Genomic DNA, 24,968 nt, shown 5'->3' with positions numbered 1-24,968 from the left:
TCTATTTTCTAATCAATGTGATCACTATTTGTCAATATTAATCCTTTCAATCAATTCATTAGTTATCTAAACTAAGTCCAATAAATCCAAAAAAGGTATCAATAGTAAAGTAAACTAAATAATTGAGTTATAAATGGCTATTTTCACAAAACTGTTTCATTATCACACTAGCTAATCTCAGTACATAAACCATTTTTTTATCTATAGGTTTTGTCTTAATCTTGATCTTTTTTCTTCAATCCAAGAAGCGCTCCTACTATAAACAATATTCCCGCAATGAATGGTGTAAGAACTTCGCTAACTGTTCCAGTTTTTGGCAACCTATCAGAATTGTTAGTAGTTGATTTACTATCGATATCGGTATATTTATTAGCTATGCTGTCTTGTTCATTAAGATAAACATCCTTCTTAATTTCAAAGTTTTTATCATTTTTATCAGGAACAATACTGTTGACATCATTAGTTGAATCAGATTGTGTTTTTTCTTTCTTTTTGGATACATCAAAAGTAGGTTTATTTTCCTCCTCCTTTTTCTCCTCTATTTTCTTGAATACAGGTTTTATAAGGATATCTTTTGACACATTAATAACATAGCCAACGTCTTTTTTCCCTTCGACACCAGAAATTTCCCAACCATCAAATTGATAGCCTTTTTCTAATTTACCCTTATAGACAGGTAAAATGAAATCTTCTTCCGACACTATCGTTGAACTCATTTCTTTTCCATTTTGAATGGTCACAGTCACCGTATGAGCTTTTAATTCGCTCACCTCTCCCGTATCTTTGTTTAAAATGAATTCTTTTACGGTCGTATTTCTTGCAAAATCTTTTACAACAATCTTAATGTTTAGTGTCTTATCTGTTAGTTGTTTAATATCATCAAATGATTTATATTCTTTTCCATTTACATAAATATGTTTGTCTTGAATCTCACCATCGAATCCATTATTTCTTTTATCATTGATGTTAAAGACTACAGATTTTCCGTCAGCATATTCAATACTAGTATTTCCCTTAGGATCAATGTTTACTTCGGGTTTGACATTATCATATAAAAATTGATAGTGTACTCCAACCGCTTTCGCATTCAAATCGCTATAGCCAGTTTTAAGATAAACATTTCCATCCATATCTGTTACCTTATCTGGGAATCCGTTTGCTTTATAGTCTTTCATTCCCCAGTCCATGATGTCACCGTCTTTAACATTAAGCTTAACGTTAAAATCTCTAGTGTTATCAATGTGTAAATCTCCGTAGATTAAATAATTATCTACAACAGATTCATTAACTCTCAACTCCCAGTTAAAACCACCCTTATCAGAAATCTTACCTCTTAAATAAAATTCTGGATTTCGTACATAAATTTTATTAGATTTAGATGGATTAAAGTAGTTCTTGTCCATTGAAAGATTTACTGGTTTTGCATCAATAAATAACGTAGAGCCTTCTTCTTTTATAGCTTCTACATTGGACTTATCCTCTCCAGTGTACTCTTTATCATCTTTACCAAATAATACAAGTTTAGAAGGATCTGTTACAAGATTTCCATCTTTATCGATTGCCTCCCCTTTATCGTTCATTTTAAATCTAAACACTTGATACCTTACAATGTTAAAGCCGTCCAAAGCCGACATTAATACTGATTGAGTACTTCTTCCATCTTCAACATTTCTACTATCAGCATAAATTATTTTTTCTGAAAGGACTCTTAGATTAGGATTGGCCTTTTGTATTTTTGCTATATCTTCCTTGCTATAGACTCCATTTCCTTCTAACATATCCGTTTTTCCAGGATTGTAGGTAGTCACTTTTAGTGCATAGCCTTTTCTCAGAATGATATTATCCTTTAATAGATATTGTTGTTTTTCTGAATCAGAATAGATTTTACCAGATTCCATTTCAGTTAAATTATTTGGTTTGTTCTTTGAAAGATCACCTTCTCCTAATTCTATTACATTCCCATAACTTGATGCATACGGATATTCTGTCTTAGTTTCCTTATTTTTTTCAGGCATTCTAATCTTCGTTTCAGCTTTTATCTGATCATCATCTTTAACAAAGAATCTCATATCTCCTGCAAAAGCTAATCCATCCACAATATCATTAATATTAGCGTATAAATCAAATGTCATCGTTTTTGAGTGGGAATCATACTTGGTCGTTTTGATTTCTATCGATTTATATTTATTACCATAATATACCTTGGCATTTTTAGAAACATTACTTATCTTTCCAAGAATTTCAAAGTGTCCATCTTTAGACGGGCTTAGAACACCATAAATTTTTGATTTGATTTCGTCAAGTTTTTCAGTTTCATATTCTAAGGCACTACCATCGTCATAAGCAATGATATTTCCCTTATCATCGTATTTATAATCGTATTCTTCTGTCCTCTTACCAGTTTCACTTGTAAAGTCATCAACTTCTCTAAATTTCTTTTTAATGAGTTTCTTCAAGTCTTTGCTTTCAAAGTCTCTAATTGTTGAAATCGTTTTATGAATAGTCAAGCTAGATTTTTCTTCGATAGACTCTTCATTGTCTTGATGATTTTCTTCCTCAGTTGTATCTTTTTTAAGACTATCCTCTTTTCTATTTTCTAAATTTTTAAATTTAGATTCGGAAATCTCGCCAAGCTTTTGGTATTTAGATGAATCTTGATCAGGATCTACTAGATAATAGGAAATCATCCCCTTTTCATCAGCATGATCAGCAAATTTAATTCTATGAATCTTTGTAAAATTGCTAGATCCATCTAATGCAATGACTTCAATGATTTTTCCTCTTAAATCTCCTGCACCATTAATTTCATAAATGGTATTTCCATCTTTGTCAAGTTTTCTGTTTCTTCCTTGACCCTCACCTGCATAAGTTACTTCAAGATTTTTCTCAACCTCTCCATCTTCATTAACAAGAGCGGCGCCAGCATACCAAACTTCGTTTGCAATCTCTTCAAATTTTTCAGGATGTTCTTTCTGATCTCTCGCAAATAAAGTTTCATTCTTGTATTGCTCTTTTACCTTGTGATAAGTATCCTTTGTGATCAGCTTAATTTTTTCAGGATTTGAAAAATCAACAGAAACAATCTTAGGTGCTGTGTTATCAATTTTTACAGGAATATAGGAAACTTGCCATGGATAATCTTTAGTTAATCTATATTTAAATTTATAGAAATATTGACCTTCCGCAATCGGTTCAAATTGACCTCTTATCTTAGTAGCAGGATCTTTGCTATCCTTGCTTTCTGGTGCATTTTCTTCTCTACCTCTAGGGTTATAGATGAGTCCATCCCACTTCAAGTCACCCCAAACTTTTAGCTTAGAAGATTTGATTCCCTTTGCATCATTTCTTTTAGAGTTTAAAATTCCTTTAATAAAGTGTTCTCTCGAAATGACTTTTAAGTCAATTTGATTTTCTCCCTCTTTATTTGTATTTACTATTGAAATCAATCCTTCTTCTGCACTTCTTAATACAAGTGGAGAAGGTGTTAATCCTCTCTCAAGTTGAGCATCTTGAGGATTTCCATTTGAATCTAAAGGATAAATTTTAGCAATATTAGAACCACTTGATGATAGTGCGTTGATCCCTTCGTTATTGAAAGCAAATAATTCTGGATTTTGATCTAAGGATGTTGTATTTTTATCTTTTCTATTTTGTATAACTCCTGCTGGATTAAATTTATCTATACCATGTTCTCCGCCAATTCCCTTATTTAAGGTTCCTGGAATTTTTGGTTTACCATCATCATCATAACCTTCCATTGTTTTTGATTTTGATCCTTCTTCCCAGGCCCATTTATCAAGGATTGGTTCGTGGTTCCAATTCCCAGCAAATCCCATTAGAGGCATCGATAAAGAAGGTTGGAAATTTGTTTTCTTCCCATTGGAGTTTAAAGCTTCCATTTCTTCCACAGACTCAAAATGAATAAATGATTCTACAAATTTATTTTTATTTTTAGCCTCCCCAACATTTATAACCGCATTTAAATCAAAGCTAGAATTTGGGGCTATAGTGAAAGTGTCATGCTCAAATGTGATATTTGCATCTTTTACTTTCTCTGGGTGAATTTCTGGAACAATTTGCTTCCCATCTGGAGATTTTTCATCTTTGTATGTTTCATCCAGTTTGAGTCTGTCAGTTAGAGCATCTGTAGTTACCGCTGATGCTGAAACTTTAAAGGTCAAAGGTCTGTTTGATGTATTGTGAAGCTTAATTGTAAAATATTTTTTATCTCCTTTTATTTCTTTAAGAGAAATAGAACCATAAGAGTTTACCAAACCTTTAGAATCCGTGTTTTTAAAAGTAGCTACGACTTCATTTCTCAATGCATTGGCAACATTAATTAGCCCTGCCCCCTGTTGTCTAGGTGATGCAAAGTATTGACTTTTTTCTTTCCAAGAAGTCGCATCCATCATAGGCCGTGCAGTATTTTGTAGGGCTATTTTTGTAAGACTTGTAAGATCTATTTTGTCATCTCCCTCAAGATTTTTCAACACAGGTCTTTCAAGCATTTCCTTTAACTTTGGTCTAATCAAAACAGTAGAAGCTGCCACGATTGGAGTTGCCATACTAGTCCCTGACATATAACCATAAGTTGATTTCCCATTAATGACATTGAGAGTGGATTTAATATTTTTACCTGGTGCTGAGACATCAGGCTTTAAAAGCAAATCTGTTCTTGGCCCCCAAGATGTAGATCCTGCTGGGACTATAATATCTTCTTTATACAATTCTTTGTCTGTGTCAGGTGCAAACTTAAAGTCAATTTCTTTTTCATCACCTACATTCGGTTTATTAGAATTATAGCTTGCCATATCAATTGGATAGTATTGCTCCAATTTATCTTTGAAATCTTCCTTACTATTTCTTTTAACCTCAGTTTTTTTATCAGGATTAATCATGTTCCATAGCTTTACACCATCATCTCCTGAAATTGAAAATACTTGACTTTTAGTCCCTTCATCCGCTTCATATCCCATGGCTGGAAGCTCTGTCCAATTATCTCTATTGTAGTAATTGACAGTATTTACAACCATAATGGCGCGTGCGCCCTTATCCGTTGCTCGTTTAAAAGCATTTTTTAAATCCTTTGTATAAATTCTATCCATTACTGCAATTTTGCCCTTAAGATTCAAACCTATCAAATCTTGGTCTTGACCTTTGCCTATATATACAAATTTCAATCTACTAGGAGCTTTTGAACCATCTTCATTTGTTATGATTTTATTCTTATCGAAAAAGGCCCCTATATTTCTGTATTTAAAACTTTCTCCACCTATGTTAACTTTATCAAACTCAACTGTTTGATTTTTAGCAGAAGCAACTGCTATCGCATCTTCATGTGCTGCAGTTCGTGTTACATTTCCAGTGTCGGTCATTTTCAGATTATTATTTGCCACTAAATCCCATGAAGAACTTGAAGCAGAAGTCGCATAGTTACCTGTAGCTACGACCATTGGAATGCCTGCTTTTCTTAACGCTCTAATAGCTTCCCAATATTTCTCACCTACAAGACCTGTTCCTGTAAAGCCAGATGATACCGAAACAACATCGACATTGTGTTTGATCGAATCTTCAATAGCATGAAACATTGTTTCATCACCTGCGAACCCAGATCCTGCATCAGAGTACATTTTATAAGAGAAAATTTGTGCATTAGGAGCAATTCCATCTATTCCGTTAAAATTTTTAATATCTTTTTCAGTATCATTTCCTGCAAGAATCCCTGCAATATGCATTCCATGTGGATCAAAATAATCGCTTCCATCATCAGTTTTTTCTACAGTAATTTTACCACCATTATAATAATTGAAAGCATGAGGGATTTTATCACTCAACCAGAAATTTTTATCAGTACCTTTTAAGTCTTCTTTTTTAAATTTCATTGAGCTTTTGGCATCATCATCGATTCTCATAGCCTTATGTCTATAATCAGTCCCAGTATCGATGTTTGAAATGACCATACCTCTACCATCAAAGTTTTTCCCAAATGGTGCATTGATAGACTTTAGGTAATCAATAGCTTCCTCAACTCCAATTTCCTTTCTAGCATGGTTCATCATGGGCTGGACTTTTTGTGACCGTTCAACCGATGAAATACCTTCTATTTGTTTAATTTTGTCCAAGTTATCTGGAGTTGTTTCAATAGCACTACCGTTAAAAATTCTATCATAAGTATATAAAACTTTTGTATCCTTGAGATTTGATAGTTGCTTGATTGCTTTTTCTCCAGATTCTTTATCTTTAAATTCAGCAATATAGACAAGCTTATCTTCTTTTTGGGGAGTTTCTGTGTTTTTACTTGCAGACGAGTCTGCATTATCTCCTTTGTATTGATTAGAATCTTCTTTTTTGATTGTTGATTTTTCGTTGTTAGTTTTATTGTCTATCACAGATTCTTTACTAACAACTTCTTTTTCCTCAATAACTGTTGTTTTCTTTTCTTCAGTATCCTTTGAAATTTCTATAGCATTATGAATATCTTCATATTTTTCTTTGTTTTCGTTTTGTTTACCTACTACTACTGTTTCTTTATCAGATATTTTTAAAGAATCTTCAGAACTAGGTGTATCTGCTAGAATTACCTCATTAGGGACATATGCTGCTAAAATAACTGCAGCTGTGGTTAATGACAATACTGTACTTTTTTTCATTTTAATTCCTTACATATTTATTTAACTTCCAATAGATAGTAAACTTTAACTTTGCTAGCCTTTGTTATAAAAAGTTTTATGAAGTATTATCTAGGAAATAGAGTAGTACATTTATATATAATTGTTAGCTCTCTGAAAAATAGTATATCAATTAAAAAAATTTAAGTCAAGAAAAAATTAATACAGGTTAATTTTTTTATTAATGTGTGTTAATTTTGTAGAGTCCAAAGCTTTCGTGGTTAACTGGAATACATTATAAGCACATTCACACCATCAAGAATAGTAGGAATGAAGTTGAACCACTACTAAAACCACCAAAAACTCAGTTAAGTTTGGAGGTGAATCTTACCTACGATATTCCACTAAGTCACGAAGCTAGAATGATTAGCCTCTTTGTGGACAGTATTCCTAGTCAAGTGTTACTGGAAGAAACTTCTCACATTAGTCGCCCTGCCTTTCATCCAGCTATACTCATGAAGATGATAGTGTTCACTTATGCTCGTCAAGTGTTCTCTGGACGTAAAATCGTTCAAATGAACGAAGAAGTCATTCCCATGAAATGGTTGAGCCAAGATACCTATGTTAGCTATAAAACGATTAATAACTTCCGCTCCAGTAAACATGCCAACAACCTAATCAGAATTGACTAAAAAGTACTAAACGAGCACAGATAACCCAATGAACTGGGAATATCTTGAGGACACGGACCAGTTTATAAAGCACGATGGCCTAGTTTATTCCTTTAAGAACTACCTGATAAGTATGGCTTTCAACGTGATTTCAAGATTTATGAGGCGGATATAATTCAAGATACTCCTGAGTTAGAACAGTTAGCTAAAACAGATAGTGGAAATCAGAAACAAATCCATTATAATCCAACTTGGAATTACTTTAAGGAACTCCTTAAGCAAACATTACATAGTGAAGAAGGCTCTCGAATCTATGCAAAACAGAAAATCGATGTTGAACCCGTTTTTGGTAGATTGAAGAGTGTTTTTGGCGTGCGCAGAGTGCATGTCAGAGGTAAACAAGCTGTCGCAACAGAGATAGGATTCATCTTTATAAGCATGAATCTCACCAAGTTGTCCAAGAATCTAGCCTCTAAAACATCCACTATTCAAAAACCACACAGTGTTTCTTTCAGCTTGATTATATTCAAGACTGGAATCACTGTGTGGTTTTATTTGGAAGCGAGTTTTTGCCAACCTTTTTCTTTATTCTGTTTCTTCTTGGTTTTCTTCAGCTTTGACAGGTCGAGGTTCATAGGCTCTGATAATTTGAGCGACAACTGGATGGCGAACCACATCCTTGGCTGAGAAATGAACAAAGTCAATTTGGTGAATGTTCTTAAGTTTTTCTTGGGCATCAATCAGACCTGATTTAACATTACGCGGCAGGTCAATCTGGCTAATATCCCCATTGACAATCATTTTTGAATTGAATCCAAGACGTGTCAAGAACATCTTCATCTGCATGATGGTTGTATTTTGCGCTTCATCCAAAATGACAAAGGCATCATCCAAGGTACGTCCACGCATATAGGCCAAAGGTGCAATCTCAATAATTTCTCGCTCCATGAGACGAGTTGTTTGGTCTTTCCCTAAGATCTGATATAAAGCATCATAAACTGGACGAAGATAAGGATCAACCTTTTCCTTGAGATCTCCTGGAAGAAATCCTAAGCTCTCCCCTGCTTCTACTGCTGGACGTGTCAGAATAATACGCTTGACTTGCCCACGCTTGAGGGCTGTCACGGCTAAGGTCACTGCTAGGAAGGTCTTACCTGTTCCTGCAGGCCCAATACCAAAGGTCACATCGTGTTGCTTGACACTATCCACATAAAGCTTTTGACCCAAGGTTTTAACACGAATAGGCTTACCTGTATTATCCTTGATAATTTCTTCTTCATAGAGGGCAACAAACTTATCGATTTCATTATTCTTAACCATGGTAATGGCTGTCACCACATCCGGAGTTCCAACAGTCATTCCACGATTAACCAAGACCATTAAGGCTTGGATAACTTGGCGGGCTTCCTCACAAGCATTCTCTGCTCCCAAGACTTGTACAATCTCTGTACGGGCATGGATGATGACATCTAATTCATCCTCCATCAATCGAAGGTGGCGCTCATTGGACCCAAAAAGATGAAATAGGTCATCTGGATGACTCAGTTGAATATCTATTGAATGTTCCTTCAAACAAAGAACCTCTCTAATCTCTTATTTCGTTTTATCATTTTGTTTTCTTTTAAGTATGAAATAACTTTCAAAAATCCTATCACTCTGACAATTCGTAATGGTAAACGATACTTGCCAAAATAAGTAAAATCCTCATAAAAGATAACTGAATGACTATATTATAGCAAAGAGGCTGAGAAATTACTATCCCCAACCCCATCTAGTAGCCTTAATGTTCTAAATATTCCTGCCAGATACGATCGAAGTCTCCCATATTAAAGGAAAAGCTAGCATGTTCCTCTAAAAAACGACTCACTTGATCGAAATCATCTGTATGTTTCGGAAAGGCGGACTCCTCAAAAGCCAGATCCGCTAAAATTGCTTTGGGACTATTGCTTTTAGGGTTGCGCTCGGTCATCAGCCAAGTATAAAATGATTTTCTCATAAGCCTCCTAAATCAACTCTGTGCCGAACTGATCTTGCTTGATTTTGCCAGCCTTCATCAAACCACCGAGTGCTTTTTTAAATTGACCTTTTGAAATACCGAAAGTGGCCTTGATATCATCTGGTGATGACTTATCATTCAAGGTCATGAAGCCACCATTGCTTTCCAAATAAGTCAAGATCATCTGCGCATCATTTTCCAACATCTCAAAAGAACGTGGTTTTAGAGAAAGGTTAAGAGTACGGTCAACCTCACGGAAACCAATGACACGCGCATCTAGCACTTGCCCCAAACGTGGTTCTGCATAGCGCTCACTTGGATGGATAAATCCAAGCATGTTGTTCTCTGGTAGATAGACAAAAGTTCCTGATAATTTGAGACGGTAAACAATGGCAGGCCAATTTTGATTCTGCATGTTATTGTAGGCAGGACGTGCCAATCGTTGGAAATCTTCCTGATAAGCTAAGATTCCCCAGATACGGTCCTTCTTATCCACTTCTAGACGGATGTATAGACGATCACCCTTCTTAGGCCAGAGCTCTTTAAGTTCAGGAAGAATATCTAGTGACACAACGATTTCCTTGTCTGGTAATCCTGTATCAACAAAAACCCCAAGGTCCTTACGAACCTCTGTTACGGTTCCCCAACCAAATTGTTCCTGAGTTGCAGTCACTTCTGTAGTAGTGAGGCGCAATTTTTGCTTCATATCTGTGTAAGCAAAACCTTTGACCGTATCACCAACTGTATGCTGACCTTCTTCTTTAGCTAGGGCATATGTTTGACCATCCTTTTGAACAAAGTAAAAACGGTCATTTTCATCGATGATGAGTCCAACGATAAAACTTGCAAGATTTGTATTCATATTTCCTTCTTTCGAATAAAACTCAGCCAGCAATGCCAACTGAGTTTTTCTGTTTATTTCTTAGACTTCCAAGATTTCTTTTTCTTTGTTGGCAGTCATTTCGTCGATGTGTTTAACAGCATCGTCTGTTGCTTTTTGAATATCTTTTTCAAGAGTCTTCAATTCGTCTTCAGTGATTTCTTTTGCTTTTTCTTGTTTCTTAGCCTCGTCCATAGCATCACGACGGATATTACGGATAGCAACTTTAGCATTCTCACCAACTTTTTTCACTTCTTTAGCAAGATCACGACGAGTTTCTTCTGTGAGAGCTGGGATTACCAAACGAATAACAGAACCATCGTTAGCTGGTGTGATACCTAGGTCTGAAGCATTCAAAGCACGTTCGATATCTTTCAAAGATGATTTGTCAAATGGTGTTACCAACAAAACACGCGCTTCTGGGATTGTGATAGAAGCAATTTGGTTAAGTGGTGTTTCAACACCATAGTACTCAACGTGGATACGGTCAAGCAAGCTAGCATTAGCGCGGCCAGCACGAATACTTCCAAACTCACGAGCAAGTGAGTGGTGAGATTGGGTCATTCTCTCTTTTGCTTTTTCTACGATTGCGTTTGCCATAATGATTTCTTATTCCTTTTCTTCGATATTATTTGAAACTGTAGTTCCGATATTTTCACCAAATACAACACGTTTAATATTTCCTGGTTGGTTCATGTTGAAAACTACCAAGTCAATATCATTGTCCATTGAAAGTGTTGAAGCTGTTGAGTCCATGATACGGAGACCTTTATTGATCACGTCACGGTGAGTCAACTCTTCAAATTTAACAGCAGTCTTATCCTTTTTAGGATCAGCATTGTAGACACCATCAACCCCATTTTTAGCCATCAAGATAGCGTCCGCTTCAATCTCAGCTGCACGAAGAGCCGCTGTTGTATCTGTTGAGAAGTATGGTGAACCAATTCCCGCACCAAAGATAACAATGCGTCCTTTTTCAAGATGACGAAGGGCACGACCACGAACGTAAGGTTCTGCTACTTGTTGCATGGCAATGGCTGTTTGAACACGTGTATCCACACCAACTTGTTGCAATGAATCTGCCATTACAAGAGCATTCATAACGGTTCCAAGCATTCCTGTATAGTCTGCTTGTACACGATCCATTCCAGCTTCTGCAGCAGGTTCTCCACGCCAGAGATTTCCTCCACCAATAACGAGGGCAATCTCAATACCTAAGTTATGTACTTCTTGAATTTCTTGAGCCATTGCTTGAACTGTTTTGATATCAATTCCGACACCACGTTCGCCAGCAAGGGCCTCACCTGATAACTTAATCAAAATACGTTTATATTTGGGTTCCACCTGACTTCGCTCCTTTATTTTATTCAAACTATTTTATCACATTTTTTGAGAATTTTATAGTCTCATGAGTTATTCTTTGGAAAATTTTAAACGGATAAAAAGTTTTCCAAATCAGCCAGAGCACGCTCTGCAATTTTTTCATAACGAGCCTTCTTATCACGAATGCGGTCGCCTGCCAATTCCTTGATAATTCCGAAATTGACGTTCATTGGTTGGAAGTGTTTACTGTCAGCATGGGTGATATAATGGGCTAGACTGCCAATTGCAGTCGTTTCTGGGAAAATAGCAGGACTTTCTCCCTTGAAAAGACGAGCTGCGTTAATACCAGCTACTAGACCTGATGCCGCTGACTCAACATAGCCTTCCACACCCGTCATCTGACCAGCAAAAAATAGATTTGGCTGTTTCTTAGAACGATAAGTTTGCTCAAGAAGATTTGGTGAATCCATGTAAGAATTACGGTGCATAACTCCATAGCGAACAAACTCTGCGTTTTCGAGACCTGGAATCATTTGGAACACACGCTTCTGCTCTCCCCATTTAAGGTGAGTTTGGAAACCAACGATGTTATAAAGACTACCTGCAGCATTGTCCTGACGAAGCTGAACGACCGCATAAGGAGTTTTAAAGTCTCCATCACGAGGACCTGTGTAATCGTCTGGATACTCCAAACCAACTGGTTTCATAGGACCATAGAGCATGGTTTTGATACCCCGTTTAGCCATGACTTCAATCGGCATACAGCCTTCAAAGTACTTTTCTTTTTCAAAAGAATTTAACGGAGCTTCTTCCGCATTGACCAAGGCTTCATGAAAATCCATAAACTCTTGTTTGGTCATAGGAGCGTTGAGATAGGCTGCTTCTCCCTTATCATAACGAGATTTGAGATAAACCTTGTTCATATCAATCGTATTAACATCCACAATAGGCGCTGCAGCATCGTAGAAATAAAAACCGTCACCGCCATTAAGTGCGTGAATTTTCTCAGCAAGGGCATCACTAGTCAAAGGACCAGTCGCTACAACTGTAATAGCATCCGTTGGCAATTCTGTGATTTCGTCACGTACCACTTTAATCAAGGGATGATTGGCAATTTTTTCAGTGACCATTTGAGAAAAACCATCACGGTCAACCGCAAGTGCACCTCCAGCAGGAACACGGGTTGCTTCTGCTGATTCTAAGATAAGAGAACCTAGGCGACGCATTTCCTCCTTGAGGAGACCTACGGCATTTGTAAGAGCATCCCCACGCAGTGAGTTCGAACAAACTAACTCGGCAAAATTGTCAGTTTTATGCTGAGGTGTTGACTTGACACCACGCATTTCATAAAGTTTAACTGGAATACCACGCTCCGCGATTTGGTAGGCTGCTTCAGAACCTGCCAATCCCGCACCGATAACATTGATATAAGATTGAGACACGACACTAATACCTCTTTGGGTGAAACTTAAGTTCATTACAGAACAAGTCACTAGACTGTTTGACACCCACAAATCTTTCTATTTTTTCTTCTTCTAGTATAACAAAAAAAGGGAAGAAGGCAAACTTCCCTGTTTAGTCATTGGATTGATTGTCTTCCCATTCGTGATAAGCTGCGTATAGCTGGCTTTTGTTCCATTGGTAAATCTTTGCAACTTCCTTAATGGCTTGATTTTTCTTCATGCCTTGCTGGATACGCTCTTGAATTTCAGAAAATAAATCCTCTTCATCCTTATCCTCTACATCCTGACTAGCACCTTCTACAATGAGAAGGCATTCGCCTTTAAGAGGTGTTTCAGAAATACTTTCTAATAACTCATTAATAGTTCCTCGTTGGTATTCTTCAAAGATTTTGGTCAATTCACGAACCAAGACCACCGAGCGATCACCATAGACTTCTAGCATATTCTCCAGTGTATCTGCTACACGGTGAGGAGATTCATAGAAAATCTGAGTTTCCGGATAAGCTTTTTTCGCTTCAAAAAATTGCTTTTGCTGACCTGATTTTCGTGGTAAGAAACCATAAAAAATGTGAGGTTGAGGTGCTAAGCCACTGGCAATCAAGGCAGAAATCCCTGCACTAGCTCCTGGAACTGTGACAACTGCGATATCTTCTTCAATGGCAGCCTTAACCAAATCATGACCTGGGTCAGAAATACTAGGCATCCCTGCATCAGATACTTGGGCAAGATTTTGACCTTGCTTCAACAACTCAATCAAATCAGGAATTTTATCCTTAGCATTATGCTCGTGAAAACTGATTTGTTTGGTTGAAATTTCAAAATGCTTGAGCAAAAGTCCAGTGTTACGAGTATCTTCTGCCGCGATCCAGTCGACCTCGTTCAAGGTCTGAATAGCGCGAAAAGTCATATCATCTAGATTACCGATTGGTGTTGCTACTAGATAAAGCTTGCCATAGGAAGATTGTCCCTTAAAACTCTTTTGAATCTGCATACTTACTCCCTAAATAACAACTCATCACAAAACATACATTCTGCGTCCTGCTCTCGACGTTGACCATAAAAGTCACGGCAAACATGAAAACCGTCCTCATAAATGCGACGGACATTTTCCCTTACATGTTTCGTTTTGGCTGGAGCAGTCTCCTCAACCTCTCCCAAACGTTCTCTCAGTTTATCATTTTCTAATCGAAGTGCTGTATTTTCCTCTACCAAACTCTTGAGATTTTTCTTGATAGCTTCGACGTCTGCCAAGGTTACCAACAATTGCTGTGAAAAGTCATCTAAAGCATCAAATAATTCTTTTTTATTCATTACAGCCCTTTCTATAATCTATCTTCACTTTAATTTTTTTGTAAAACCAGGTATTCCAAAGCGTTTTGAAAGCTAACATTGGCCCGCCACATTTTCCGAGTTTGGACGAGATTTTTCAAAACATTCCGCGCAGAAACATTGAGAACCTCCTGGCCAGCTAATACCTCTAAAACCCTGAGCACTTGATCTTGCTTTTCTTTATCATCAGCCAAACTCGTTAATTTTGCAACCTGCAAATAGGATTCTTTTTTATGGGCTAAAAGCCAAGAAAAGAGGCGTTCACTTTCATCTACCAGTGCCCAAAATCCTGCTTGATGGACAAGCTTATCAGCCTCTACCTGAGATTGACTAAACTGAGCTAATAGCTTGGCTTTATTTTTTACTAAACCAGCCTCTTCAAGCTGTGACATTAAAGTAGAGACATGCTTCTTAAATTGGAAAATCTGTGTCCGACTTCGAATCGTTGGTAACATCTGTTCCTCATCATCAGTCAAAAAGAATATGTAGATTTCGCTCTGTGGTTCTTCAATAACCTTCAAGAGTGAATTTGCAGCATTCACATGCATTTTTTCCGCTTGTTCGATAATAAAGACCTGCCGTTGATTTTCAATACCAGACTGGGCAAATTGTCCAACTAATTCTCGAATACGCTCCGTCTTAATGACTTGATTCAAAGGTTTAATTATAGTCACATCAGGAAGCTCTTCCTGCTCGATCAATTTACAATTCCGACATTTTTCACAAGGAAAAATACCAGTTTTCTCACTACAAAAGAGACATTTAGACAAGAAAAGGGCCATCTCTAAACTTCCAAAATTACCTGAAAAGAGATAGGCGTGATTGAGCTGCCCTTGCTCCAAGATATGAACAAACCGTTCAAATTGTAGAGGCTGACAAGCTCTTAATTGATCTTGTTTCATCTCTTTAATCCCATCCTATCCAAAAGTAGCTGCTGCGTGTTCGCAATCACTTGATCAAGTGGTAGGCTAGCATCGATTTTTACAATGCGGTCTGCTTCCTTTTCCAAAAGAGATAGATAACCCTGACGGACTTTTCGATGTAGATCCAGACCTTCCATGTCCAAACGATTGATCTCCCGATCACTGTTAGCAGCAATACGTGCCAGTCCCTCTTCGACCTCAATATCAAAATAAAGAGTCAAATCAGGTTTCAGTCCATCAGTCGCAAACTCATTAAGCCAATCAATCGCTTCTTTATCTAAACCACGCCCAAATCCCTGATAGGCAACCGAACTGTCAATAAAGCGGTCCATAATAACCAGTTTTCCAGCTGCAAGTGCTGGTAAGACCTTTTCCACCAAGTGTTGTCGACGACTGGCAATATAGAGGAGAAGCTCCGTCTTAGGATCCATTTCAGTATGACTAGGATCTAGAATCACTTCACGAATCTTCTCTCCAATCAAAACCCCGCCTGGTTCACGAGTGCTTAAAACTTCTATTCCCCTATCCTCTAATATAGGGATTAGGGCTTCAAGAACGCTTGTCTTTCCCGCTCCCTCTGGTCCCTCAAGAGAGACTAAAAATCCTTTTGACATGTCTGACTCATTTCTATTTTTCTCTCTTCTATTCTATCAAAAAAATGGGGATTTGTGAAAAGCTTTTTTCATTTCGCTCTTTGTAATAAAAAAGAGGTTGAGTTTTAACTCTCACCTCTTATTTGCCTAATTCTTGAGTTCTTTTGTAGGCTTGGTTGACAGCGTCCATAACGGTTCCTCTAAAAGCATGTTCTTCTAGGCTTGCTACGCCAGCAATGGTCGAACCACCTGGGCTACAAACTTGATCTTTCAAGACTCCAGGATGTTGCTGACTTTCTAGTACCATTTGACCTGCACCAACTACTGTTTGAGCCGCCATTTTCAGAGCCATTTCTCTTGGCAATCCTGTCTGAACTCCTGCATCTGCCAATGCTTCGATAAAAAGATAGACAAAGGCAGGCCCACAACCTGCAAGCCCTGTCGCAGCATCTATTAAACCATCACTTATTTCAACTAACTGGCCAGCCTTGGCTAAAAGTTGACAAAAAAGTTCATTGTCTTCTGGATGACAATTTGCAGACAAGGCATAGCTAATCACTCCTTGACCAATAGCAACAGGTGTATTAGGCATGATGCGAATAATTCGGTGCTGACTTGGAAGAAGACTAGCGAGTTTTTCCAAGGTCAAACCAGCTGCCATAGAAATCAAAAGAAGACTTTCTCGTTTTTCGAGGATGGTCTGATATTGAGTAAGCAGTTCAGAGAATTGAGCTGGCTTTACTCCTAGAAAAATCACATCTGCTTCTGCAAAGATTTCGTCATTGCTAGAAGTCAGACCACCATAATTAGCAATAAAAGCCTCCACCTTGGCTTGACTACGATTAGCAAGGAGAATCTGATGACCAGTTTTTGCTTGCAAGACAGCTTTAGCCAAGCTGGAACCCATATTCCCCAAGCCGATAAATCCAATCTTCATCTCTTACTCCCTTATCTGTCCATCACCAGTAACTACATATTTGTAGCTGGTCAATTCCTTCAAGCCCATTGGACCACGCGCATGCAACTTCTGAGTAGAAATCCCCATTTCACAGCCAAGACCAAATTGGCCTCCATCTGTGAAACGAGTTGAGGCATTGACATAAACCGCTGCAGAGTCTACTTGATCTGTAAAGTAAGTTGCCGCCTCAGCATTTTCAGTCACAACGGCATCCGAATGATGGGTACTGTGGGCTTCAATATGGGCAACCGCTTCTTCTAAACTGCTCACAACCTTAACAGCAAGGACATAGTCTAAAAACTCAGTGTCAAAGTCTTGGGCCTCAGCTGCTTGACCTGAAACAAACTGGCTTGCTTTGCTATCCAAGCGGAATTGAATTGGTTCCAACCCAGCTGCTTTTCGATCGGCAACCAGAACTTGCTCCAAGCGAGGAAGGAAGTTTGCTGCCTTGTCTTGATGAACAAGCAGCACTTCCATGGCATTGCAAACAGAGGGACGACTAGTTTTAGCATTGTTGATGATAGACAGAGCCTTGTCTTCGTCTGCATCCTTATCCACATAGACATGGACAATCCCAGTCCCTGTCTCGATAACAGGTACAATAGCATTTTCAACCACAGCATTGATCAAGCCAGCCCCTCCACGAGGAATAAGGAGGTCTAGATATCCCTTGGCCTTCATCATAGCATAGCTACTTTCACGGCTAGTATCTTCCACCAGTTGAATCACATCTGGGTGAATAGTAGTTGTCTCTAAGCCCTTCTTCATGGCTGTGACAATGGCATGGGCTGTTTGATAGGCATCCTTACCACTACGAAGAACAACCGCATTTCCACTCTTAAGAGCTAAAGCAGCTGCGTCAGACGTCACATTTGGACGGCTTTCATAGATAATACCGATGACCCCCATAGCCACACGTTTCTTGGTGATAACCAAGCCATTTTCAAGCTGACTTGTCTCTAGGACTTCACCAATTGGATCTGGTAAAGCAACCACATCACGAATGCCAGTTGCCATTGCTTGGATACGACTTGCATCCAAATAAAGACGATCCAGCATAACATCTGAGATTTTCCCCTTAGCCGCTTCCATATCGCGAGCATTAGCTGATAAAATCTCCTCAGTAGCTGCCAATAAGTGATCGGCCATAGCTAGCAAGGCTTGGTTTTTCACCTCTTCACTAGCTGTGTTAATCGACTTTTTAACAGCCTGTACCTGTTCAAATTGTTCTTGTGTACTTATCATAGTTTACCTCTAAAATTCTGTAAAGAGTAGTTGGATTTCGGGAGTAATGGAAATCCAGTCATCACGGTGAATCAAGACACCCTTGGCTTTTTGAGATCGAAGGACATCTTTCAGCCCCGATGCACCTAGTTGTACTCTACCTTTTCCAAGTGATTTTCCAGTTTCCTTATCAAAAACAGTAACAATATCGCCATAAGAAAAGTTGCTCTCAACATCTACAACCCCTGATAAAAGGAGACTCTTTCCATGTTGAGAGAGGGCTTCTGCCGCCCCTTTATCAACCCAAATTGCTCCCTGACTTTTGGCATAAAAGGCCAGCCACTGCTTCTGGGTACGAAGTCCCTTTTCCTGTGCAACAAAGTAAGAACCATCCAAAGTCTTCTCTGCCGCCTCTATCATAGCATCAGCTTTCAAGGATGAACAAATATAAACCGGTACTCCTGACTCTGTCGCAATGGTCGCTGCCTTTATCTTAGTCAGCATTCCACCAGTTCCATTAGATGATCCTGATCCACCAGCCATATCAATAATTTCACGATTGATGGTCTCAATTCTCTCCAGACGTTTAGCTCTTGGATCCGAGTTAGGATTACCAGTATAAAGACCGTCTACATCTGTTAAGAGGACCAAAAGATCTGCCTGCACCATTGCAGCTACCTGAGCACTGAGCGTATCATTATCCCCGACCTTGAGCTCATCAATAACGACACTGTCATTTTCATTGATAATCGGAATCGCGCCACGATTGAGAAGAACAGATAAAGCTTGATGGGCATTTTTATAACGTCGCTTATCGACAAAATCATCCTGAGTTAGCAAGATTTGCGCTGAAACAATCTGTCTTAAGAGCAAATTGGTTGTATATTCTTCCAGAAGCAATCCTTGACCAACCGCCGCTGAAGCTTGCTTATCCGCAATCTTTGTTGGTCGTTTTTTAAATCCTAAGGCTCCGAAACCTGCTGCAACAGCCCCAGAAGACACCAAAATAAGCTCATGACCTGCTTCATGCAGCATTGCAAGCTGTTGTGTGATAGCTTTTACTTTACTGCGAGATAAACTTCCATCTTTATGTGTCAGGGATGAAGTTCCCACTTTAAATACGATACGCTTATACTTCATATTTTTCTCCAAATTTAATATTTAACCATTTTACCATGATTTTATGAAATTGTAAAAAAGTAACTCTCTCACTTTTGATCGCAAAAAAAGAACCTTGCATAGCAAGATTCTTTTAGTGTCTGACTTAAATAATTGTTCTTCTGGGAACTAAATCGAATTAAGCTTCGATTTCTGTAACCATACCTGAACCAACAGTACGTCCACCCTCACGGATAGAGAATGTAGTACCTTGTTCTACGGCGATTGGGTGGATCAACTCAACGTCGATTGTCACGTTATCACCTGGCATTACCATTTCAGTACCTGCTGGAAGTTCGATTGAACCTGTAACGTCAGTAGTACGGAAGTAGAATTGTGGACGGTAGTTGTTGAAGAATGGAGTGTGACGTCCACCTTCTTCTTTAGTAAGGATGTAAACTTCACCTTTGAATTTAGTGTGTGGGTTGATTGAACCTGGTTTAGCGATAACTTGTCCACGTTCGATTTCGTCACGTTGAACACCACGAAGAAGGACACCTACGTTGTCTCCTGCAAGACCTTCGTCAAGTTGTTTACGGAACATTTCAACACCAGTAACAACTGCTTTTTTAGTTTCTTCTTTGATACCAACGATTTCGATTTCGTCGTTGACACGAACAGTACCACGGTCGATACGTCCTGAAGCAACTGTACCACGTCCAGTGATTGAGAATACGTCTTCGACTGGAAGAAGCAATGGTTTGTCAGTGTCACGTTCTGGTTCTGGAATGTACTCATCAACAGTGTTCATCAATTCCATGATGATGTCTTCGTATTTAGAGTCACCTTCAAGAGCTTTAAGAGCTGAACCTTGGATAACTGGAAGATCGTCACCTGGGAAGTCGTATTCTGAAAGAAGGTCACGGATTTCCATTTCAACCAATTCAAGCAATTCTTCGTCGTCAACCAAGTCGATCTTGTTCATGAAGACGATAAGGTGTTTAACACCAACCTGACGTGAAAGAAGGATGTGCTCACGAGTTTGTGGCATTGGTCCGTCAGTTGAAGCTACTACAAGGATAGCTCCGTCCATTTGAGCGGCACCAGTGATCATGTTTTTAACGTAGTCCGCGTGTCCTGGAGCGTCGATGTGAGCGTAGTGACGTTTTTCAGTTTCGTACTCAACGTGCGCAGTGTTGATTGTGATACCGCGTTCGCGTTCTTCTGGAGCAGCATCGATAGACGCATAGTCTTTAGGTTGGTTAACTGCTGAAGGCAAGCGACGTGCCAAAACAGTTGTGATAGCTGCAGTTAGGGTAGTTTTACCGTGGTCAACGTGTCCGATAGTACCAATGTTAACGTGTGGTTTACTACGATCGTATTTTTCTTTTGCCATTTGAGTAAAAGCCTCCAATAAAATATATTTTATAGATAGACAGTAGGCAATACAGTCTAACTTTCCTTACTATTTTATCAAATTTCAGCTAAATTGCAAGTGTTTTACAAAGTTTTTGTGAATTATTCTTATTCTTGCTCTACTTCCTCTACCAATTGATTTAAAATATCTATAAATAGGCTTATTTTCACAAAAAGCGATAGACCATAAATCAATAACCCAAGTCTGAATTTCCTATATTCAGCCCCGAAAGACTTCAATCATTCAGTTGTTTGTAAAAAAATATGTATTGAAAAATTAAAGTTTCATCATAAGAGATTTGAGAGTTTAAAACCAATAAAAAGTTTGATCAACTACAGCGCCAAAGATACAATGATCAAAAAAAGGTCGGGATTTTTTATCCCGACATCTTTATTCTGATAGATGTTTCTTAACTTCTTGTGCTTCCTTATGATTTTCATACAGTCGCGCTAAGAATTTAGCAATCTCTTTTAAAATGGAATAGGTTGGAACAGCAACAATCATCCCAATCACACCATAAATATTACTTGATAATAAAAGCAAGACTAAAATAGTAATCGGGTGAACCTTCATAACCCCACCCACAATACGTGGATATAAAATATTTCCATCAACTTGCTGAATAATCAACATATAAATGACAGCAATAATCATTTTATGAGGATCGGTGAAGAGATTTGAGATGATCATTGGAATCAAGCCAATGCTTGGTCCTACATACGGAATCAAATTAGCCAATCCAGAAAAAATGGCGAAGACCAAGGCATATCTTAGACCAATCACACTATAACCGATAAAAGCTAAACATCCAATAATAACTGCATCTATAGACACTCCACTAATGTAACGAGAAATAGTTGTATTTAGGTTTGTCAATAAACCAGATATGTTCAATTTATCTCGTTTTAATATAGTTCTTTCTAGCATGGGTAAAAATTTATGCCCATCAAGTAATAAGTAAATCAAGAAAACTGGTGTCATGATGATAATCAATACAGTGCTTACGAGTGCAGATAGAACACTTCCAACACTATTTGTCACACTGTTCAAGATATTTTGCAAAATATCAACATAAGAGAGGTTCAGTTGCTGAATAGTTTGTTGGATATCTAGATTTTGCTGGGCTGGATGTTTTGATAACTCAATGACTAAATCTTGAAGACGACCGTAAATGTTTTGACTCGAGTAAATTAAGCTACTTAACTGATTAATCAAAATCGGCAGCAGATAAACAAAACTAAGTACGAGTGCACAAACTAAGGCACAAAGGGTTAACAAAATCCCAATGATTCGATTGATTTTACATTCCTTCTCTAAAAAGATAACAATTGGGTTGGTTAGATAATACAAAAATCCTCCCAGTAAAAAAGGAATCATGATTGTATTTGCAACACTGACAAAGGGTGTAATAATAGCACCCATTTCTTTCCATAGATAGAAAATTAAGGTTATTAGTAGAATTTCAGTTGTCCAGAAGAATAGTTTGTTTCTCCGAAACATAGGCCACCTCCTCTTTTCCCTATTTTACCATATTTCAAAAAAGATTGATAGCCTTCATCATAAAAACAAGAATATTTTTTGTCTTTATGATAGAATAAAGTTACTATGAAGAAATTATTTTTAACATTAATCACGCTTATTTCATTTGGTTCTGCTACTACTGTTTTTGCTCAGGATTTTGATGTCGCAGCAAAACATGCCATCGCTGTTGAGGCTAACAGTGGTAAGATTTTGTATGAAAAAGATGCGACCCAACCGGTTGAAATTGCCTCTATCAGTAAACTACTTACCGTTTACCTAGTATATGAAGCTCTAGAGCAAGGCAAAATCACTCTTTCTACTCCTGTAGAAATCTCAGATTATCCTTACCAGCTCACTACTAATTCTGAAGCGAGTAACGTTCCTATGGAAGCTCGTAACTACACAGTTGAGGAATTGCTAGAAGCTACTCTGGTATCCAGTGCTAACAGTGCAGCCATTGCCCTAGCTGAAAAAATTGCTGGCTCTGAAAAAGACTTCGTTGATATGATGAAGGCCAAACTACTGGAATGGGGGATTCAAGATGCTACCCTCGTCAATACAACTGGTCTTAACAATGAAACTCTTGGGAATAATATCTATCCTGGTTCTAAGAAAGATGATGAAAATAAATTGAGCGCTTATGATGTTGCTGTCGTTGCTCGCAACCTCATCCTCAAGTATCCTCAGGTCTTAGAAATCACCAAGAAACCTTCTTCGACTTTCGCTGGTATGACCATTAATTCTACTAACTATATGTTGGAGGGAATGCCTGCCTATCGTGGGGGTGTTGATGGACTTAAAACTGGTACGACTGATAAGGCTGGAGCATCCTTTGTAGGTACTACAGTCGAAAAAGGAATGCGTATCATTACTGTTGTTTTAAATGCTGACAACCAAGATACCAATCCATATGCACGCTTTACAGCTACTTCTTCTCTCTTAGATTATATTTCCTCTACCTTTGCTCTCCAGACCATCGTCAAGCAGGGTGAAAGTTATGAGGATAGTAAAAGTCCTGTTTTAGATGGAAAAGATGACACAGTCACAGCGGTCGCAAAAGAAGATATCAAAATTGTTCAACGTTTGGGCAGTCGAGCTCAATCAACTATTACCTATACTGCTGATACTACTGAACATACTGCACCACTTGAAGCAGGAACAGTTGTTGGCCATCTCACTTATGAAGATAAAGATCTAGTCGGGCAAGGTTACATCACTACTGACAAACCTAACTTTGAAATGGTTGCAGAAAAAAATGTTGACAAAGCCTTTTTCTTAAAAGTTTGGTGGAATCGATTTGTTCGATTTGTAAACGAAAAGTTATAAAAAAATCGCGAAATTCGCGATTTTTTCTTTATTCATTTTCAGCTAGAGTTGAATGTTTATAGCCATAAGTAAAGTAGATAAGAATTCCAATTAACAAGGCAATTCCAAATGCCATCCATGTTTCAAGGGTATACTGAAGCATAAATGAAAGGCAGATTAGAATAGACAAGATTGGTAAAAAAGGAACCAGGGGAGTTTTGAACTCGCCCTCTTTTGGCATACCCTTATCTTTTCTCAATTTGATGATCCCATAGGCTAGGAGAATAAGATAGGCTAAGGTGCAGATATTGAGAAAGGCTGCAATACTTGCAAGTGGGAAGATCCCAGCTGCAATTGCTGAAACAACACCAGTTAAGATAGTTGCATTCTTTGGAACGCGACTAGTCTTGGTCACTTCTTTAAAACTTTGAGGCAAGAGTCCATCACGGGCTAAACTATAGATCATTCGTGACAAGGCGTAGGTCATTGAAATACATACCGTAATCAAGGTAAAAATCGCAACAAGTGAAACATAGTTAGCTGCCCAACCAATACCGATATTTCTCAAAGCGAAGGCTACTGCATCATCTACATTGAGGTTGCTATAATGAACAATCCCTGTCAATACTAGAGTGACTAGTGCATAAAGTATAGTTACAATAGTTAAGGATAAAACAATTCCACGCGGTACATTCTTCTGGGGGCTTTGAATTTCATCAACTGCCATTGAAATGGATTCAAACCCTAAAAACCCAAAGAACATGAGTGAAGCTCCTGCCATAATCCCAGTGCTTCCACCATAAATCTGACCAAAGCCAAATGGTGCAAAGTCTGCCCAATTTTCAGGTTTAATGTACCAGATTCCAACTAAGATGAATAGTGCAAGAGCAGAGAATTTTAAAACTACTAAAATGGAATTAAATCGAAGCGCAGCCTTCGAATTCAATAAGACCAGTCCCGTAACGAGGACGAGAACTAGAATTGGCAGGAGGTCAAGATAGGTCCCTTGCTCTGGATTAAAGGTCCCATTTAATGCTTGCGGCATTGAGATTCCATAGTTACTAAGCAAACCTTTAAAATAGGCCGCCCAACCAGAAGCAACACCTGAAACTGCTGTCATAAATTCCATAATGGTTAACCAACCAGCTATCCAGGCTGGAAATTCTCCCAAAATTGCATATAAATAACTATATGCTCCACCCGTTGCAGGAACACGAGAAGCAAATTCTGCAAAAAAGAGAGCAGATAAGGATACACAGATAGCAGAAATTACAATCGATACCACAAGGGCAGGTCCTGCTAGTGTTGCTGCAGCTGTTCCTGTAATGGTAAAGATACCTGTTCCTACCATGGCACCAATCCCCAAGAGAATTAAGTCCCATAATTTTAAATGGCGATGCATTTCTGTCTTACCTAGACTAACGTCTTTGGTTCTAAAAATATTCATCATTCATCTCCCACTTTATGTGATTGTATTATTTTACCATACAAAAGACTTTTTGTGAATATTTATTAGCATCTTTCATCAAAAAAACTGAGAGTGGGACAGAAATCGGTAATTCGTTAGAATACGATTTCGTCGTTCCACCTCCCCACAGTTGAGTAGGGCTGTAAAAGCTGATGAAATCAGCGTAGTAGAGCCCACTCAACCACTGCGTC

General features: G+C 38.3%; 18 protein-coding genes and 1 pseudogene. 2 read left to right on the top strand and 17 right to left on the bottom strand.

The features are described from left to right. Positions 1-215: 215 nt before the first annotated feature. Complete coding sequence (locus QM406_RS03030; RefSeq protein ID WP_414273375.1) at positions 216-6,650, bottom strand: S8 family peptidase; 6,435 nt, start codon at positions 6,648-6,650, stop codon at positions 216-218. Positions 6,651-6,922: 272 nt separating this feature from the next. Between QM406_RS03030 and QM406_RS03025 the strand changes: the two are divergent. Continuing rightward, positions 6,923-7,966: pseudogene (locus QM406_RS03025) on the top strand (transposase). Here QM406_RS03025 and QM406_RS03020 read toward each other — a convergent pair. From QM406_RS03020 to QM406_RS02950, 15 genes are all read right to left on the bottom strand, one after another. Continuing rightward, positions 7,865-8,851, bottom strand: a complete 987-nt coding sequence (locus QM406_RS03020; protein WP_414273374.1) for a PhoH family protein — start codon at positions 8,849-8,851, stop codon at positions 7,865-7,867. The pseudogene QM406_RS03025 and the gene QM406_RS03020 sit on opposite strands and share 102 nt — an antisense overlap. 208 nt (positions 8,852-9,059) lie before the next feature. Next, positions 9,060-9,275 (bottom strand): YozE family protein, encoded by a 216-nt coding sequence (locus QM406_RS03015; protein ID WP_001232087.1) that lies wholly within the window; start codon positions 9,273-9,275, stop codon positions 9,060-9,062. 7 nt (positions 9,276-9,282) lie between these two features. After that, positions 9,283-10,137: an RNA-binding virulence regulatory protein CvfB gene (gene cvfB / locus QM406_RS03010; RefSeq protein WP_153224996.1), complete on the bottom strand. Its 855-nt coding sequence runs from the start codon at positions 10,135-10,137 to the stop codon at positions 9,283-9,285. 60 nt (positions 10,138-10,197) lie between these two features. Continuing rightward, on the bottom strand, positions 10,198-10,755 hold the full coding sequence (gene frr / locus QM406_RS03005) for a ribosome recycling factor (RefSeq protein ID WP_001262232.1): 558 nt from the start codon (positions 10,753-10,755) through the stop codon (positions 10,198-10,200). A gap of 9 nt (positions 10,756-10,764) precedes the next feature. Then, entirely contained in the window at positions 10,765-11,499 is a 735-nt protein-coding gene (gene pyrH, locus QM406_RS03000; RefSeq protein ID WP_000433488.1) for a UMP kinase, read from the bottom strand. Positions 11,500-11,585: 86 nt separating this feature from the next. Further along, positions 11,586-12,920 carry a methylenetetrahydrofolate--tRNA-(uracil(54)-C(5))-methyltransferase (FADH(2)-oxidizing) TrmFO gene (gene trmFO, locus QM406_RS02995; protein ID WP_414273373.1) on the bottom strand — a complete coding sequence of 445 codons (1,335 nt, stop codon included), beginning with the start codon at positions 12,918-12,920 and terminating at the stop codon, positions 11,586-11,588. Between the two features lie 133 nt (positions 12,921-13,053). Continuing rightward, entirely contained in the window at positions 13,054-13,932 is an 879-nt protein-coding gene (gene rsmI / locus QM406_RS02990) for a 16S rRNA (cytidine(1402)-2'-O)-methyltransferase (protein ID WP_414273372.1), read from the bottom strand. A gap of 2 nt (positions 13,933-13,934) precedes the next feature. Continuing rightward, positions 13,935-14,252, bottom strand: coding sequence for a DNA replication initiation control protein YabA (yabA, locus tag QM406_RS02985; RefSeq protein ID WP_001034369.1), 318 nt, complete (start codon positions 14,250-14,252; stop codon positions 13,935-13,937). 29 nt (positions 14,253-14,281) lie between these two features. Beyond that, positions 14,282-15,172: a DNA polymerase III subunit delta' gene (locus QM406_RS02980; RefSeq protein WP_049525613.1), complete on the bottom strand. Its 891-nt coding sequence runs from the start codon at positions 15,170-15,172 to the stop codon at positions 14,282-14,284. After that, a complete protein-coding gene (gene tmk / locus QM406_RS02975; RefSeq protein WP_049525611.1) occupies positions 15,169-15,807 on the bottom strand; it encodes a dTMP kinase in 639 nt (212 codons plus the stop codon). The genes QM406_RS02980 and tmk overlap by 4 nt, the downstream gene beginning before the upstream one ends. A 118-nt stretch (positions 15,808-15,925) precedes the next feature. Then, positions 15,926-16,723, bottom strand: a complete 798-nt coding sequence (gene proC, locus QM406_RS02970) for a pyrroline-5-carboxylate reductase (RefSeq protein ID WP_049525610.1) — start codon at positions 16,721-16,723, stop codon at positions 15,926-15,928. A 3-nt stretch (positions 16,724-16,726) separates the two neighbouring features. Then, positions 16,727-17,989, bottom strand: a complete 1,263-nt coding sequence (locus QM406_RS02965; RefSeq protein ID WP_414273371.1) for a glutamate-5-semialdehyde dehydrogenase — start codon at positions 17,987-17,989, stop codon at positions 16,727-16,729. 9 nt (positions 17,990-17,998) lie between these two features. Next, positions 17,999-19,108, bottom strand: coding sequence for a glutamate 5-kinase (proB, locus tag QM406_RS02960; RefSeq protein ID WP_075231254.1), 1,110 nt, complete (start codon positions 19,106-19,108; stop codon positions 17,999-18,001). Positions 19,109-19,265: 157 nt separating this feature from the next. Beyond that, a complete protein-coding gene (gene tuf / locus QM406_RS02955; RefSeq protein ID WP_001040718.1) occupies positions 19,266-20,462 on the bottom strand; it encodes an elongation factor Tu in 1,197 nt (398 codons plus the stop codon). A gap of 411 nt (positions 20,463-20,873) precedes the next feature. Then, positions 20,874-21,983, bottom strand: a complete 1,110-nt coding sequence (locus QM406_RS02950; protein ID WP_075231255.1) for an AI-2E family transporter — start codon at positions 21,981-21,983, stop codon at positions 20,874-20,876. A gap of 105 nt (positions 21,984-22,088) precedes the next feature. Here QM406_RS02950 and pbp3 point away from each other — a divergent pair, with 105 nt between their 5' ends. Beyond that, a complete protein-coding gene (pbp3, locus tag QM406_RS02945; RefSeq protein ID WP_075231256.1) occupies positions 22,089-23,330 on the top strand; it encodes a D-alanyl-D-alanine carboxypeptidase PBP3 in 1,242 nt (413 codons plus the stop codon). Positions 23,331-23,358: 28 nt separating this feature from the next. On the opposite strand, the gene QM406_RS02940 is transcribed toward pbp3, so the two are convergent. After that, a complete protein-coding gene (locus tag QM406_RS02940; RefSeq protein ID WP_075231257.1) occupies positions 23,359-24,756 on the bottom strand; it encodes an APC family permease in 1,398 nt (465 codons plus the stop codon). Positions 24,757-24,968: the final 212 nt, after the last annotated feature.

The organism is Streptococcus infantis (assembly GCF_047465035.1).
In the GTDB taxonomy this organism is placed as follows: Bacteria; Bacillota; Bacilli; order Lactobacillales; family Streptococcaceae; genus Streptococcus; species Streptococcus infantis_T.
The sequence above is the reverse complement of the archived record's forward strand: the minus strand, read 5'-3'. Positions and strand labels throughout refer to the sequence as shown.

Bases quoted from the DNA above. Each gene is read 5' to 3' on its own strand.
- QM406_RS03030 (WP_414273375.1), bottom strand. From the start codon at position 6,650: ATGAAAAAAAGTACAGTATTGTCATTAACCACAGCTGCAGTTATTTTA.
- QM406_RS03015 (WP_001232087.1), bottom strand. From the start codon at position 9,275: ATGAGAAAATCATTTTATACTTGGCTGATGACCGAGCGCAACCCTAAA.
- cvfB (WP_153224996.1), bottom strand. From the start codon at position 10,137: ATGAATACAAATCTTGCAAGTTTTATCGTTGGACTCATCATCGATGAA.
- frr (WP_001262232.1), bottom strand. From the start codon at position 10,755: ATGGCAAACGCAATCGTAGAAAAAGCAAAAGAGAGAATGACCCAATCT.
- rsmI (WP_414273372.1), bottom strand. From the start codon at position 13,932: ATGCAGATTCAAAAGAGTTTTAAGGGACAATCTTCCTATGGCAAGCTT.
- yabA (WP_001034369.1), bottom strand. From the start codon at position 14,252: ATGAATAAAAAAGAATTATTTGATGCTTTAGATGACTTTTCACAGCAA.
- QM406_RS02980 (WP_049525613.1), bottom strand. From the start codon at position 15,172: ATGAAACAAGATCAATTAAGAGCTTGTCAGCCTCTACAATTTGAACGG.
- tmk (WP_049525611.1), bottom strand. From the start codon at position 15,807: ATGTCAAAAGGATTTTTAGTCTCTCTTGAGGGACCAGAGGGAGCGGGA.
- proC (WP_049525610.1), bottom strand. From the start codon at position 16,723: ATGAAGATTGGATTTATCGGCTTGGGGAATATGGGTTCCAGCTTGGCT.
- QM406_RS02965 (WP_414273371.1), bottom strand. From the start codon at position 17,989: ATGATAAGTACACAAGAACAATTTGAACAGGTACAGGCTGTTAAAAAG.
- proB (WP_075231254.1), bottom strand. From the start codon at position 19,108: ATGAAGTATAAGCGTATCGTATTTAAAGTGGGAACTTCATCCCTGACA.
- tuf (WP_001040718.1), bottom strand. From the start codon at position 20,462: ATGGCAAAAGAAAAATACGATCGTAGTAAACCACACGTTAACATTGGT.
- QM406_RS02950 (WP_075231255.1), bottom strand. From the start codon at position 21,983: ATGTTTCGGAGAAACAAACTATTCTTCTGGACAACTGAAATTCTACTA.
- pbp3 (WP_075231256.1), top strand. From the start codon at position 22,089: ATGAAGAAATTATTTTTAACATTAATCACGCTTATTTCATTTGGTTCT.
- QM406_RS02940 (WP_075231257.1), bottom strand. From the start codon at position 24,756: ATGAATATTTTTAGAACCAAAGACGTTAGTCTAGGTAAGACAGAAATG.